A 13,481-nucleotide genomic window follows, 5' to 3' on the forward strand; every position below is an offset into this window, starting at 1 on the left:
GTTAGATGTTGAGGCCTTGGGGCAGCCTTGGCCACGTCGTCTTCAGTGTCCTGGCACCTAACCGGCAGTGGCGCTTACGTGCGTTCGATCCCCTCGAAGATGCGCAGCACGTTCAGGGCATGTGTGGTTGGATCGGTCGGCTGATCACCGATACCGCGGGTAGTCGGTTGGGTGGTGACGGCGTCCCATAGTGAGTTGGTGGTGCCTTCGGCGAGGGTGAGGAGGGTGTCGCGGACGAAAGTGTCGCGGGTGGCTTGCTCTGCGCTTTGGTCTGGGCGTTGTTGACCGACGATGCCGTACATCTCGGTGCCGTGCACCGCGTGGGCGCCTTCGGCCGAGCCGATGCTGAGTCGGTATGCGGTGCCGCCGGCTGCTGCGTGTGCGAGTGCCGCCCGGTTGGCTGGCAGGGTGAAGGAGTAGTCGGTGTACAGCGCCGCGCGCACCTGAGCGGGGGTGCGCCCGTCGGTGTCGTATTCAGCGACGATGGCACGGGCGCGACTGCGTGGGATGCGGCCTTTCGACGCGAACACGTCGACGATGTTGTCGACGCTGCCGGGATCGAACCCGGGGTCGTTGATGACGTACCAGTCGACTTCGTGTGTGGTGCTGCTGAAGATGATGTCGATATCGGTGCGCCTCCCGGCCTCGATGGCACGCATGGGGTGTGCGGTGAGGACGCCGCCGGGCTGGGTATGGTCGTCGACGATGCTGGTCGTGGTGTTGTCAATGCTTTGCCGCTGCCCGAACTCGCGCGGGCTGACCTTGATGAAGGTATCAGCGAGTTGCTGGGCGTCGAGGGTGAGGATCTGTTCGGGGTCGTCCTGGATTCCGAGTTCGGTGAGGAACGCGAGGGCGAGTTCTTCCGCCCACCAGGCTGGGACGATGCGGGACGCTCCACCGGAGAATGCGGCGATGTGGTGGTAAAGGCCGTCTGCTGCGGGGGCTGCGAGGAGCGCGGTCGCCGAGTAGGCGCCGGCGCTGTGACCGGTGACGGTGACATTGTTCGGGTCGCCGCCGAAGCGGGCGATGTTCTCTCGCACCCACTGGAGGGCGGTGATGATGTCCTGGATGGCGAGGTTCGTGGCGTCTTATAGTGCTCCGCCGTAGTGGGAGAGGGAGAGCCAGCCGAAGGGGCCGAGTCGGTAGTTCAGCGAGACGCCGACGGCGCGGCCGGTTGCGGCGAGGCCGGAGGCGTTTGAGGTGGTCTGGGTGTTCGCTCCCATCTCGAATCCGCCGCCGTAGATGTAGACGATGACGGGGAGAGGTTCCTCGGTGGTGTCTTCGGGTGCCCAGACGTTGAGGTTGAGGCAGTCTTCGCTGAATCCGTTGTCGGCCTCCAGCCATGTGGGGGCGCCTGCCTGGAGGGGGGCGGGTCCCTTCTGGTCGTAGGGCGCGTCAGGGTTGAAGGGCAGCAACACGGGGCTGTGGAAGCGATCCGCGGTGGCGAAGGGGACGCCGAGCCAGGAACGCACAGTGTGTGTCGGGGAAGGGTTTGTCATGAGGGGATTTCCTTTCAAAGGTGATCTAGTCGGCGTCGGATTCGGGGGTTGAGTCACTGGCGGACGAGTCCCGGAGCTGATTCCAGTGGTGTAATCGTTCGGTGATGGCTCGCTCGTACCCCAGTGTGGTGGGTTCGTAGAACGTCTCCCGGGGCAGGCCATCGGGGAAGTAGTTTGCGCCGGAGAATCCGGTCTCCGTGTCCGGGTCGTACTGGTAGCCCTTGCCGTAGCCGAGGTCTTTCATGAGTCGGGTCGGGGCGTTGAGGATGTGTGAAGGCGGCATGAGCGAGCCGGTGCGTTTGGCAGCGGCGTGCGCCTTGTTGAAGCCGCGGTACACGCCGATCGACTTCGGTGCGGTTGCCAGGTAGATGACGGCCTGGGCGATTGCGAGTTCTCCCTCGGGTGAGCCCAGGCGTTCGTAGACGTCCCATGCCGCGAGGGCTTGTTGGACGGCGTTTGGGTCGGCCATGCCGATGTCTTCGGTGGCGAATCGGGTGATGYGGCGGGCGATGAACAGGGGGTCTTCACCGCCGTCGAGCATTCGCGCCAACCAGTACAGGGCTGCGTCGGGGTCGGAACCGCGCATCGATTTGTGGAGTGCGGAGATGAGGTTGTAGTGGCCTTCCTGGGATTTGTCGTACAGCGGTGCCCGTTTCTGCACGGCCGCGGCGAGGGCGGCCGGGTCGACGGGTGCGGGCAGGGCCTGCACCTGCTCGATCATGTTCAGCAGGTACCGGCCGTCACCGTCGGCCATCGCCGTCAGCGCTACGTGTGCCTCTTCGGTCAGCGGAAGCGGGCGGCCGATGAGTGCTTCCGCGCGAGTGATGAGAGTGCTAAGCGCGGCGTCGTCGAGGCGCCTCAGAACGAAAACTTGGCAGCGGGACAGCAGTGCGCCGTTGAGTTCGAAGCTGGGGTTCTCGGTGGTCGCGCCGACGAGGACAACAGTGCCGTCTTCGACGTAGGGCAGGAACGAGTCTTGTTGGGCGCGGTTGAAGCGGTGAATCTCGTCGACGAACAGCAGCGTTCCCTGGCCGATTTCACGCCGACGCTGCGCAAGCGCAAACACCTTGCGAAGGTCCGCGACGCCGGAGAAAGTGGCGGAGAGCTGTTCGAATGCAAGGTTGGTCTCCTCGGCGAGGAGCCTTGCGATAGTGGTCTTCCCGCACCCGGGCGGTCCCCATAAGACCATCGAAATCAGCCGCTGCGAGTTGACCATTCGCCCGATAGGCGCGTCCGCACCAAGGACATGGTCTTGCCCGACGACCTCCTGCAGGTTGCGCGGACGGAGCCGGTCAGCCAAAGGCCGCGAGGAGTCGTCTATCTCGAATAACGACGGCGTCTCACTCACGACAGCCGCTTCCGGTAGAGGTCGCCAGCGAGGTCATAGGAATCGTGCACCAACTCTCCGATCAGCTCAGTGGTGATCCCGTCGCCGGCTCCGATAGTGATCCAATGTTGCTTGTTAAAGTAGCGACCACTGGTGATCGTGTCGAAGTTGCGGCGGAGCGCGTCCCCGTGGAGGGGATCGGCCTTCACGGTGATGATCTGCATCCTCGGATCATCGTCAGTGACGATGAGGAAAACCTTCTCATGCACCTTCCACACTTCCAGGTGCGCGGTGAACGGGCGTCCGTTGGTGACGTAATGGAGAGATGCCGCGGTATCGCGGGCATGCTGCTGTAACTGCTCGCCCGAAAGTGTCACAGACCCCTCCGGTCGCCGAAGATCTCGGGATCGACGGGGCGCTTGGCGCGAGGAAGATTCTCGACCACCAGCAGGTAGGACTCGGTGACGAGGTCTTCGACGAGCGCCTTTTGCAGGTTTCCGCCTGGATTCAAGGTGATCCAGTGTTTCTTGTGCATGTGGTAACCCGGCGTAATGTCCTTGTGGTTCTCGCGAAGTGATTTGCTGTCTTCCGGGTCGGCCTTAACGATGACGATCGGTTCCCCGGTGGTGTCTGTCATCAGCATGAAGACCTTGCCGCGGACTTTGAATACCTCCCAGTCGGGCCCGAAAGGGTACTCAAGTTCAGCCCCTGGCAGCTCCTCAACGCGGTCGCGGGCGTGCTGCTGGATCGTGTCACCGTCCAAGGTGCCCCTCCTGAAATTACTGCTATGAACATGACTGGCAGGAACAAGCGTATCCTAGTGTGTGTACAGCCGTACATACTTTTTTCTACAGTGAAGGGGAGCACGTGAGGAAGGGTAAACCGAACGACCCGGGACGAAGGTCCCGCATTCTGCAGGCGACGCTCGAGGTGATTAGGGCCGACGGAATCCAAGCGGTGTCGTATCGGCGTATCGCCTCGCACGCCGGGGTGCCGTTGGGCTCGATGACCTACTATTTCCCCAGCCTCGAGGGCCTCATCGTGAGCGCCCTCGACACGACCCGCAGCGAACTCGAACCCCGTTACGCAGCACCACTGCGGGCCGCGCGCACCAGCGCAGACGTCGTCGAGGCRCTCGTCGCGGCGACTATCGGTGAAACGAGCCCGAGCCTGCTCGACATCCGCCTCTACGAGGAAATACGCCATTACGGGGCCCGCAACCAAGACGTGGAAGACGTCCTCCGCATGGTCGAGGCGGAATCACTCGCAATGCTCCACCGCGTAGTCCCGGATCGCACAGCCCTTGCCATCAATGCCCTGCTGTGGGGCTGGTGGAGTCACCGCGTCATCCACCCCGACAGTCAGCTCGACGACGAGACGGTGCGCCAGGCCTACCAAGCTCTCGTCGCACTGCCCGCTGACGATCACCCGTTCCACAAGAAGGAGCAAAACCATGCCTGAGACGATGCGTGCCATTCGCCTGAGCGGCCCCGTCGACATCGACGGCCTCACCGTCAGCGACGTGCCGATCCCCGAGGTGCGACCTGGGTGGGTCCGCATCCGGGTGATGGCGTTCGGGATCAACGAGTCCGAGGCCACCAGCCTCGAGGGCGAATCCGACGCCGACTTCACCTTCCCCCGCATCCTGGGCATAGAAGCTGTCGGTGTGATCGACGCTGTCGGAGACGGTGTCGACCTCAAACCGGGGCAGAAGGTCGCAACGATGATGGGCGGTCTCGGCCGCTCCATCGATGGCAGCTATGCCGAATACACGCTCGTCGATGCTGTGAACGTGATCCCTTTCGAGACCTCGCTGCCGTGGGACATCCTCGGCGCCCTGCCCGAGATGGTGCAGACCGCGCACGGCTCACTCACCACCGCGCTGCAATTGCGACAGGGGCAGAGCATCCTCGTTCACGGCGGGACCTCCACCGTCGGCCTGACAGCGATCGCCATCGCGCACCAACTCGGTGCCACCGTTATCGCCACAACCCGCAAACCCGACAGCTTCGACCTCCTCAAACACGTCGGTGCAGACCACTCCATCCTCGACGACGCCACGCTCACTGACACCGTCCGAAGACTCGCTCCAAAGGGGCTGGATGCGGCGCTCGAATTCGTTGGCGCCACCGCACTCCCCTCCACAATGTCCCTCGTCCGCCTAGGCGGCACCGTCTGCTTCGTCGGAGCACTCAACGGGCAGTGGACCATCCCCAACTTTTCACCGTTCAGCATCCCCACCGGCGTCCGCCTCACCAGCTACGCCGGCACCGCGCGAGACCTCCCTACGACCGCGCTCAATCAATACCTAAGGGCGATCGAAGCAGGGACACTCCACATCACCATCGCCAGCACCCATCAAGGGCTCGAGGGTGTCGCAGCGGCCCACCGCGCACTCACGAGCGGTGGCCAGCCCGGCAAACACGTCATCGTCCTGGCCTGAGCCCTACAACCATGACATCAGCCCCCTAGAGATCCCTGGGTCTCGCCACACTCAGCATCACGGGCGTGACCCACTCCACGCCGACGAGTTAGTGGCGGTACGAACTCGCGGCAGGGCAGCTCTTCCAACGAGTGGCCATCGATGTGGAGGTGATCCGTTAACTGGCGGCGTTCTGCGATCGGTGTGCGGCGCTAGTCTCGGATGTCGAGGATGCTGGCGGCGGCTTCGTGAGGGGGCGACGATCGCCGCCCCCTCACGTTCCTCGCGTCCGGCCGGCCGGTGCGCCGCCGCTGAGATGTCGGTCGCTAGGGGCGGACGGTGGGGAGGACGAACTGGTGCGGGTAGCGCCGTTCTTCCGCCTCGTCGACCAAGAAGGCGGCGAGGTTCTTCCGGCTGATCCCCGGTACTTTCATTCCTTTGCGGAATGAGGTGATTCCGGTCGTCGTGGTGACGGTGCCGGTGTTGGACAGGGTGCCCGGTCGTACGATCTCCCACTGCAGGCTCGTGGCGGTGAGGATGTCCTCCATCCGCGCCTTGTCGGCGTACATCCGGCCAAGCAGAGCCTTCATGAAGATCCGGGTGACCGGATTCTGGAGCTGTGCGCTGTCGCCAGTTCCGAACCCGGACACCACGATCATCGGTTCCTTTCGCCCTGCCATCGCCTCGACGAGTGCGGACGCCGTGTCGCTGAACAGCGTCGTCGCACCGAGTTTCTTGGTGCCGAGGGTGACGAGGACGGCGTCCGCATCGACGGTTGCCTGGCGGACGTGCTCTACTGACGTGGCGGTGCCCTGGACGACGGTCAGGTGCTCACTGGCCGGCAGTGCGTAGACCGACCGCGACAGGGTGGTCACCCTGTGTCCGCGGGCCAGCGCGGCGTGCACTGTCTCGGGTCCGACTCCGGCGGAGGCGCCGATGATCGTGATGTTCACGCTACGAGCCGTTGACGGCCGAGCGCACGGCCTCGGCGGGGGTGGTGGTCGGTCGTCCGATGAGCGTGCGGAGGTCATCGCCCTTGACCAGGAGGTCACCGCGGGCGAGTCCCTGATCCGAGCCCGCGAGGATCCCGGCGAAGGCCTCCGGGATGCCGAAGGACGTCAGCAAGGCTACGTACTCCGCGGCGGGGAGGTCGTTGTAAACGACGGTGGTGCCGGTGACGGCCGTGATCTCCGCAGCGAAGTCGGTCAGTGTGAACGCGACGTCGCCGCCGAGCTCGTAGACCTTGCCCGCTTGGTCCTCGCCGAGCAGGACGGCCACGGCGGCCTCTGCGAAGTCCCGACGGGTCGCAGCATTGACCCGACCATCACCGCCGCTGCCCACGAGTGCGCCCTGCGCGAGGGTTCCCTGAAGCTGGTCGGTCCAGTTCTCGAAGTAGTAGCCGTTGCGCAGGAGGGCGTAGGGAACTCCGGCGTCAGCGAGGATCGCCTCGGTCGCCTTGTGGTCCTTCCCCAGCACCGTCGCATTGGTGTCGGCGTTCGCGTTGCTCGTGTACGCAAGCAGCTCGACACCCTCCGCCTTCGCGGCCTCGATCACAGTGCGGTGCTGCCCAGGGCGATCCTTGYCCACCTCGGAGCTGGCAATCAACAAGACCTTGCTGGCGCCGGCGAGGGCCGCGGCCACGGAGGCCGGGTCGTCGTAATCCATCGCCGTGACGCGCACGTCCTGGGCGGCGAAGTCCTCAAGCTTCTCGATGGAGCGGCCTGCGGCGACGATCTCGGCTGCGGGAACGTTGCTCTCCAGCAGTGCCTGAAGAACGTGGCGGCCGAGCTTGCCGGTCGCGCCGGTGATGACGATAGTCACGGTGTTTCCTTTCGAGGTTCTTACGTTGTCATTGCTCACAACCACCCCATTCAGGATTAACTTCCCAATAGTTAGTACGCACTTTGAGGTAAGGTGCATATATGACAGTTAGTACCTCCTCAGTGAGCTTCCCTGCGATCTTCACCGACGGCGTCTTTCTGGCGGGCTGCCCCAGCCGGACAGTACTGGAACACGTCACCAGCAAGTGGGGCCTTCTTCTGCTGATCGCCCTATCCGAGGGCGAGCAACGCTGGAGTGCCCTCCGCCGGCGTGCTGACGGCATCAGCGAGAAGATGCTGGCACAGACACTAAAGACCCTCGAGCGAGACGGCCTTGTCCGCCGACACGCCCAGGCCACCATCCCCGCGCGCGTGGACTACAGCCTGACCGACCTCGGCCACGAGCTGAGCACGCTGCTCGTTCCTCTCGCCGCCTGGGCCATCCAGAACGCAGATGACATCATCAACGGGCAAGGCTCCACGGCAACCTGACCCGAAGTGGGCGATGTAATTCCGCGCCCACCCCAGAGTGGTGACGGTGTCCTGCAGGACCGGGTTTGTGACTTCCTCGAGCTTCCCGACAGAGTGGGAGGCAGATCACGTCTCGAAAAACTACAGTTTTTCGAGACACGGCCTTCGTGTCTTGGAGTACCTAAGGAATCGGCGTCGTACCGGGCCGGCCCGTGTCTTGGAAAGATGTCTCACCGCCGATCGTCTCAGATGGGTGCTGGCCGGGGGTTTCTGAGGCACAATGACCGGGTGAGACATCTTGGGTATACGCGTGTGAGTACGTCGGGCCAGGACGCGAAGCTGCAGCTCGACGCGCTTGTCGATGCCGGGGTGCAGAAGCGTGATGTTTTCGCTGACGTCACGTCCGGAAGCAAGGCAGCCGTTGAGCGTCCGGGGATGAAGAAACTCCTCGCGTATGTGGAGCCGGGTGACACGGTCGTCGTGTGGCGGGTGGACCGGCTCGGCCGGTCCTTGATCGATGTGTTGAACACGGTGAACCTGCTGCGGGAACGCGGTGTGTACCTGAGATCCATTTCGGACGGTATTGATCCCACCACAACGTCGGGCCGTCTGATGCTGAACATGCTTGCGACTCTGGCCGAGTACGAGCGGGAGCTGATCGTCGAACGCGTGAACGCGGACATTGCCGCGGCGCGGCAGGGCGGAACCCGGTTCGGTCGGCCACTCTCCGATCCGGTCGTGATAGCCGACAAGCTTCGGATCGTGACCGACGCGCGGGCCAAGGGCCGCACCGCCGAAGAAGCAGCCCGGCTCGTCGGGTGGAGCCGGGCAACTCTTTACCGTCACCAACAGGCCCTCGCCACCCGCGAGAGCACCAAGATGTAGCCGGGGCATGGACGGCGCGGAGCGGTGGCGGATCCTTCGACTGCACGTCGAAGATGAGATCCCACTCGCGGAGCTGGCCCGGGAAACGAAGGTCAGCCTGCGCACTCTTGAGCGCTGGCACGGGTTGTTCCAGGAAGGCGGGATCGCAGCGCTGGACCCGCGGCCCCGCGTCGATGCCGGCACGCGCCACACGGCAGCGGAGACCGTGGCGTTCATCGAACGGCTCGCTCTAACAAAGCCGCGCCCGAGCCTTGCGACACTGCACCGGCTCGCCGTCGCCGACGCCCGACAAAGAAACGCCCCAGCACCAGGCCATTCAACCGTCCGGGACATCGTTACAGCCCTAGACCCCGGGCTCGTCACCCTCGCTCTTGAGGGGCCGGCCTCATACCGTGATCGGCACGAACTCGTGTACCGCCGGCGGGCGGAACGGCCGAACCAGATATGGCAGGCAGACCACACCGAGCTCGACATCCTCATCATCGGGGCAAACGGTAAACCGGACCGTCCCTGGCTGACCGCCGTGATGGACGACTATTCCCGGGCAATCTGCGGATACACCGTCTTTACCGGCGCACCCTCAGCCCTGAATACAGCACTCGCACTGCGGCAGGCGATCTGGCGAAAACAGAATCCGTCCTGGGTGACGTGCGGACTGCCCGACATCCTGCACGTCGATCACGGTTCTGACTTCACCAGCCACCACCTTGAACGCACCGCCGTCGCGCTGCACATCCGAACCATCCACTCCACCGTCGGCCGGCCTCAAGGCCGCGGCAAGATCGAGCGTTTCTTTCGAACGATCAACACCGAAGTGCTCGCCGCGCTGCCAGGACGCATGGGACCCGGAACCCGCACACCACAGCCCGCGCTCGACCTGCCCGCACTCGACCGCGAGATTGGGGCATTCATCACCACGTACAACGACCGGACACACAGCGAACTCGGCATATCACCTCGGGACGCCTGGGTTGCTGACGGCTGGCTTCCACGCATGCCCGACACCCTCGAAGAACTCGACGGGCTCCTCCTCACCGTCCCGAAGAACCGCGTCGTGCAACGCGATGGCATCCATTTCCAAGGCCAGCGCTATCTCTCGCCCACCCTGGCACCATTCGTCGGGCGCACCATCACCATCCGCTACGACCCCCGCGACATCTCCGAGATACGCGTCTACGACCATGGCACCTTCATCTGCACCGCCATCGACGAGGACCACCCGAATCTCCGGCTGAGTTTGCGGGACGTCGAAGCCGCACGCCGCGCACGTCGGCGCGAACTGCGCCGCACCATCAACGACCTAATCCCGATCGTTGCTGCCCGCGAACAACCCCGAACCGCTGAACCAGCGCGCCGCCGGCCGCGGCTTCGCACTTACGAAGAGGACGAATGATGGACCAACCATTCATCGTGACCAAAGAACACCGGCGTTTCACCGAGTTCGCCAACGCCGTGCGAAAGGAACGCACCATAGGCATCTGCCATGGCGACGCCGGCGTCGGTAAAACCTACTCCGCCCGGCGCTACGCAAACTGGGATGCCCTGGGACCCTACATAACAGAGTGGCGGTCCCGCGACGCAGAGGAAGATGCCAAGCACTTCTCACTGGCAAACAGATCCCGCGCCGTCTTCTACACCCCGGAAGTACTCTGCCGCCCCCGAGAACTTATGGCAGAAATCCACCGCTCCCAGGTCCGGATCGCATCCTGCATCGATGGCCACCTCCACCGAAACGACCCAACAACCCCTCGCATCATGAACGGCATCACCAAACTGGTCGAACTGCTCATCATCGACGAAGCCGAACGCCTCACCCCAACCGCACTGGAAATCCTCCGCGACAACCACGACCGCACCCACCTCGGAATCATCCTCATCGGCATGCCCGGCATCGATCAACGATTCCGCCATTACCCTCAGCTCTACAGCCGTCTCGGCTTTTCCCACCGCTACAGGGCACTCGGTCGCGACGAGCTCTTGTTCGTCCTCGATCGGCACTGGAAACGACTCGGCCGATCACTCGACCCGGACGACTTCACCGACGCCCAGGCAATCGCCGCGATCGAACGAATCACCCGCGGAAACTTCCGGCTCCTCGAGCGGCTCTTCCCCCAGATCACCCGCGTACTGAAGATCAACCAACTCGAAACCATTACCGACGACGTCATCGAAGCAGCCACCAGCACCCTCGTCATCGGCAACCAACGACAAAGAGCGCCAACAAAACACCGCCAAAAAGCTCCGAAGTCCACAGGTTGCCGCCGACATCTCGGCCAATCCGGGTTGAAAACTCCGGGTCCACACCGCTTGTCATTTCAGCTGCCAGAGGAGTCACAGCGCCGTTTGGGGGTGCGAAGACAGGGGGCGGCCGGCTTCTCGCTGCTGCAGAAAAGCGTCCTAGACCGCCAGAGATGGCTCACCCGCCAGGAGCTCTGCCGGGCTATCACCACCTGGTTCGAAAGGACGTACCACCGCCGGCGACGGCAAAGACGGCTGGGAAAACTTACGCCGATCGAATATGAATCAAGCAACCGGACCGGGCTCTTTGCGGCCTAAGATCCCGAGTCAACAAAAGCCGGAGCAGTCCCGGCGACTGTGGGGAAGGGTTGGCCGGCGGCGATGGATGTACGTTCCGCGCGGTCATGGCGACTCTTCAACGTGGGGCGGCTCGTGTATAGCGAGGCGCGGTGCTTTGCGGGGTGGGAAATGCTGATCTGCAGATGGCCAGGTTGGAAGCGACTCAGTGAGTGGAACGAGCACACTTTCGATTTCTTTGGACATAGTGGGGCTTTCATCCCAGGCCACCTCGTAAGAGCGGAAGCCATAGGAGTCTTCCCGACAGACGACTGTGCCAGCCGCTCCAAGCGGCCCGTGGTAGTCGAGCCGATCAACGCGATCACCTACGTCGAATCTAAACTTCATGCCATCTCCTTGGGTATCGTCTTGTTTGAATTCGTACTAACCATCATTGTGTCGAAGTCGCGCCTAAAATGAACCGCCACCAAAATTCGGGGCTTTTATGCGGTTGGCTGGGTCTCGGCGGCCAGCGCCTCCGGCGGACAGAGCAGGAGGTAACGGTAGAGGCTGGAGCGGGTGATACCCGTGGCTTTGGCGATCTCGGAGCTCGTCGCGAAAGTGTATGGCATAGGCAAGCTTCGCTGGATCGATCACGCTGGGCCGGCCGATCCTTTTGCCTTTCGCAACAGCAACAGCAACAGCAACAGCAACAGCAACAGCAGCGGATCGGGCGTCCGCTGGCGCGGCCGGCTGTGGGGTCCAGTGCTGTCCGTCGCAGGGCTGAGGCTCGCACGACGACGTGCCGATTGGAACCTTCCGGAGCCTGAAGAAATAACGCGAGGAAATTTCAGCGGCCGTCGCGGAGGTGGTTGTGTCGAGTATTTCTGTGCCCGGGTTTGCTCATCAGTGGGTGTCTTCTCCGAAACGACTAGCTCAGGCCCGCCAGGGGAGAAGGTTTGTTGGTCGAAGGGCCCCGGATGGGGAACGGAAGTGCGGGGAGGGTTTCAGCGTCGCCGGCAGTTACCCCGCGTTGAAGACGTCAGGTCCGAAGGTGTTCAGGCCGGGAGCCCCCGCGTATCCAAGTCGCGGTAACGAAAAGATGTCCTCGATGCTGGCGAGCAGGCTGTAGTGGTTGTACATCTTGTCCGACGTCGTTGCCCCATTGGTAAACGGCGAGATCACCAGCGCGCCGATCCGGCCGCCCGCAGTGCCTCCGGGGACCCCCGACGGAGCGGAGATTCTGGCTTCGGTTTCGTCGAAGGTGATCACCAGCACCCCGTCCTGTTTGAAGGCCGGGGAGGCCAGGATGGCCGGGACTTGCTGCTGCAGCCAACTGTCGGCACTTTCGAGACCGCCCGGGCTCCCGTCGACGCAGGGGGTGTCGTGGCCGTCGTTGCACAGGTTGGGTGTGATGTAGGAAAGGTTCGGTGTCGTGTCCACGGACCTCAGGTCATCAGCTAAATGGGTGTAGTCCACAATGTTGTTCTGGCAGTCCGGGGACGATGTGACTTCCTCAAAATACACGAACGGGTTGTGGCGCGTGGCGTACTGGTCGCCGACCTTGGCTCTGTGGTGATCGTCTTTGGAGGCGGGTTCGGGATGCTGGCAGGGAGCTCCCATGTCTTCCATGTAGCCTTTCCAGGTCTTGCCGGCGGAACTGAGTTGGCCTGCAAGGGTGGGAACCGAGGCCGGGTACACGCAGCCAGTACCCATCACCTGGCCCGGCTCGGATGTTCCGGTTTGTTTGAACCTGGCATATACCGGGCAATCGAGGCGTGTCATGGTGTTCGAGCCTTGCCCGGAAATCTGCGCCAGATAGTTGGGGAGGGAATTGTGGTCTGTCCCGTAATACCGGGAGAGCAGCACGCCCTGTGCGCGCAGGGTCTTCGACAAGTACGCGGCCGCCGAGCCGGCGCCCCAGACTTCGTCGTAATTCTTGTTCTCCAGGTTGATCACGAAGACGTGACCGGGCTTCCCAGACGCCTGTGGGGACTGGGACGCTTTCTCGCTCGGGCCCGCCGATGCTCCGGCCGCCGGCGGCGAGGGCTCACACCCTGTGGCGGCCATGGCGAGGACACCAGCCAGAAGCAGCGCCGCGGGTCGTGCCGCGCGGGTCAGGCCCGGGAACGCTCCGACATTCCGGCTCATCGGTTCCGGCTTTCGCGGTGTCCCTCCGGATTGCCCTGAGAATCGCTGGACTAAACGTGAGAAGCGAGAACTCCTCGACTGCGCCGAAACCACGAAGATGATGGGCCTGGTGGTGGTGATCATGGCGCAAACCTGTCTTTCCCATGAGGAGACGTTCAGGATACTCCGCGAGGCAGCGAATCCGCGTCCGACCAAGCTCAGCGAAAGGACTCGCGCGGCAATTCTGGTTTGCTTATTTATGCAGGTTACGACCTCACCAGGCTGGGCCGGAGTACGGCGGATCTGGCTGACATTGTGACTGTGCTGGGCCAGCGGGAGATCGAAAAGACAAAGCCCAAGTCATCGTTCCAAGGAACTGGAACGGTCATCCGGTGAAGGGCGCGACCAAGTGA

12 protein-coding genes and 3 pseudogenes are annotated in these 13,481 nt (G+C 63.3%); 7 read left to right on the forward strand and 8 right to left on the reverse strand.

The window, feature by feature from the left end:
- Positions 1-74 precede the first annotated feature (74 nt).
- The 4 genes and pseudogenes from AB4Y67_RS00150 to AB4Y67_RS00165 form a co-directional block, all read right to left on the reverse strand.
- Positions 75-1,556 (reverse strand): annotated as a pseudogene (locus AB4Y67_RS00150) (carboxylesterase family protein).
- Positions 1,525-2,847 carry a replication-associated recombination protein A gene (locus AB4Y67_RS00155; protein WP_441403797.1) on the reverse strand — a complete coding sequence of 441 codons (1,323 nt, stop codon included), beginning with the start codon at positions 2,845-2,847 and terminating at the stop codon, positions 1,525-1,527. The pseudogene AB4Y67_RS00150 and the gene AB4Y67_RS00155 overlap by 32 nt, the downstream one beginning before the upstream one ends.
- On the reverse strand, positions 2,844-3,203 hold the full coding sequence (locus AB4Y67_RS00160) for an MmcQ/YjbR family DNA-binding protein (protein ID WP_441403798.1): 360 nt from the start codon (positions 3,201-3,203) through the stop codon (positions 2,844-2,846). Before AB4Y67_RS00160 ends, AB4Y67_RS00155 begins: the two co-directional genes overlap by 4 nt.
- Positions 3,200-3,589 carry an MmcQ/YjbR family DNA-binding protein gene (locus tag AB4Y67_RS00165; protein ID WP_441403799.1) on the reverse strand — a complete coding sequence of 130 codons (390 nt, stop codon included), beginning with the start codon at positions 3,587-3,589 and terminating at the stop codon, positions 3,200-3,202. The genes AB4Y67_RS00160 and AB4Y67_RS00165 overlap by 4 nt, the downstream gene beginning before the upstream one ends.
- A 104-nt stretch (positions 3,590-3,693) precedes the next feature.
- On the opposite strand from AB4Y67_RS00165, the gene AB4Y67_RS00170 reads away from it, so the two are divergent.
- Both AB4Y67_RS00170 and AB4Y67_RS00175 read left to right on the forward strand, forming a co-directional pair.
- Positions 3,694-4,287 (forward strand): TetR/AcrR family transcriptional regulator, encoded by a 594-nt coding sequence (locus tag AB4Y67_RS00170; protein WP_441403800.1) that lies wholly within the window; start codon positions 3,694-3,696, stop codon positions 4,285-4,287.
- Positions 4,280-5,269 carry a zinc-binding dehydrogenase gene (locus AB4Y67_RS00175; protein WP_441403801.1) on the forward strand — a complete coding sequence of 330 codons (990 nt, stop codon included), beginning with the start codon at positions 4,280-4,282 and terminating at the stop codon, positions 5,267-5,269. Before AB4Y67_RS00170 ends, AB4Y67_RS00175 begins: the two co-directional genes overlap by 8 nt.
- A gap of 305 nt (positions 5,270-5,574) precedes the next feature.
- Here AB4Y67_RS00175 and AB4Y67_RS00180 read toward each other — a convergent pair whose 3' ends face one another.
- Positions 5,575-6,201 carry an NAD(P)-dependent oxidoreductase gene (locus tag AB4Y67_RS00180; RefSeq protein WP_441403802.1) on the reverse strand — a complete coding sequence of 209 codons (627 nt, stop codon included), beginning with the start codon at positions 6,199-6,201 and terminating at the stop codon, positions 5,575-5,577.
- Between the two features lies 1 nt (position 6,202).
- Positions 6,203-7,069, reverse strand: coding sequence for an SDR family oxidoreductase (locus tag AB4Y67_RS00185; RefSeq protein ID WP_441403803.1), 867 nt, complete (start codon positions 7,067-7,069; stop codon positions 6,203-6,205).
- Between the two features lie 101 nt (positions 7,070-7,170).
- Between AB4Y67_RS00185 and AB4Y67_RS00190 the strand changes: the two genes are divergently transcribed.
- The 5 genes and pseudogenes from AB4Y67_RS00190 to AB4Y67_RS00210 all read left to right on the forward strand — a co-directional run.
- Positions 7,171-7,560: a winged helix-turn-helix transcriptional regulator gene (locus AB4Y67_RS00190; RefSeq protein ID WP_441403804.1), complete on the forward strand. Its 390-nt coding sequence runs from the start codon at positions 7,171-7,173 to the stop codon at positions 7,558-7,560.
- 228 nt (positions 7,561-7,788) lie between these two features.
- A complete protein-coding gene (locus AB4Y67_RS00195; RefSeq protein WP_441403805.1) occupies positions 7,789-8,424 on the forward strand; it encodes a recombinase family protein in 636 nt (211 codons plus the stop codon).
- A gap of 7 nt (positions 8,425-8,431) precedes the next feature.
- Positions 8,432-9,817, forward strand: coding sequence for a Mu transposase C-terminal domain-containing protein (locus AB4Y67_RS00200; RefSeq protein ID WP_441403806.1), 1,386 nt, complete (start codon positions 8,432-8,434; stop codon positions 9,815-9,817).
- A pseudogene (locus tag AB4Y67_RS00205) lies at positions 9,817-10,626 on the forward strand (AAA family ATPase); the annotation flags it as partial. The gene AB4Y67_RS00200 and the pseudogene AB4Y67_RS00205, both read left to right, overlap by 1 nt.
- 168 nt (positions 10,627-10,794) lie before the next feature.
- Positions 10,795-10,980 (forward strand): annotated as a pseudogene (locus AB4Y67_RS00210) (IS3 family transposase); the annotation flags it as partial.
- A 461-nt stretch (positions 10,981-11,441) separates the two neighbouring features.
- Here AB4Y67_RS00210 and AB4Y67_RS00215 read toward each other — a convergent pair.
- Positions 11,442-11,570, reverse strand: coding sequence for a helix-turn-helix domain-containing protein (locus AB4Y67_RS00215; RefSeq protein ID WP_441403807.1), 129 nt, complete (start codon positions 11,568-11,570; stop codon positions 11,442-11,444).
- A gap of 391 nt (positions 11,571-11,961) precedes the next feature.
- A complete protein-coding gene (locus tag AB4Y67_RS00220) occupies positions 11,962-13,212 on the reverse strand; it encodes an alkaline phosphatase family protein (protein WP_441403808.1) in 1,251 nt (416 codons plus the stop codon).
- Between the last annotated feature and the right edge of the window lie 269 nt (positions 13,213-13,481).

The organism is Arthrobacter sp. YAF17, assembly GCF_052113365.1.
GTDB lineage: Bacteria > Actinomycetota > Actinomycetes > Actinomycetales > Micrococcaceae > Arthrobacter.

Excerpts from the sequence above, each read along its gene's own strand:
- AB4Y67_RS00195 (WP_441403805.1), top strand. The coding sequence starts at position 7,789 with ATGGGTGCTGGCCGGGGGTTTCTGAGGCACAATGACCGGGTGAGACAT.
- AB4Y67_RS00215 (WP_441403807.1), bottom strand. The coding sequence starts at position 11,570 with ATGCCATACACTTTCGCGACGAGCTCCGAGATCGCCAAAGCCACGGGT.
- AB4Y67_RS00190 (WP_441403804.1), top strand. The coding sequence starts at position 7,171 with ATGACAGTTAGTACCTCCTCAGTGAGCTTCCCTGCGATCTTCACCGAC.
- AB4Y67_RS00200 (WP_441403806.1), top strand. The coding sequence starts at position 8,432 with ATGGACGGCGCGGAGCGGTGGCGGATCCTTCGACTGCACGTCGAAGAT.
- AB4Y67_RS00220 (WP_441403808.1), bottom strand. The coding sequence starts at position 13,212 with ATGATCACCACCACCAGGCCCATCATCTTCGTGGTTTCGGCGCAGTCG.
- AB4Y67_RS00175 (WP_441403801.1), top strand. The coding sequence starts at position 4,280 with ATGCCTGAGACGATGCGTGCCATTCGCCTGAGCGGCCCCGTCGACATC.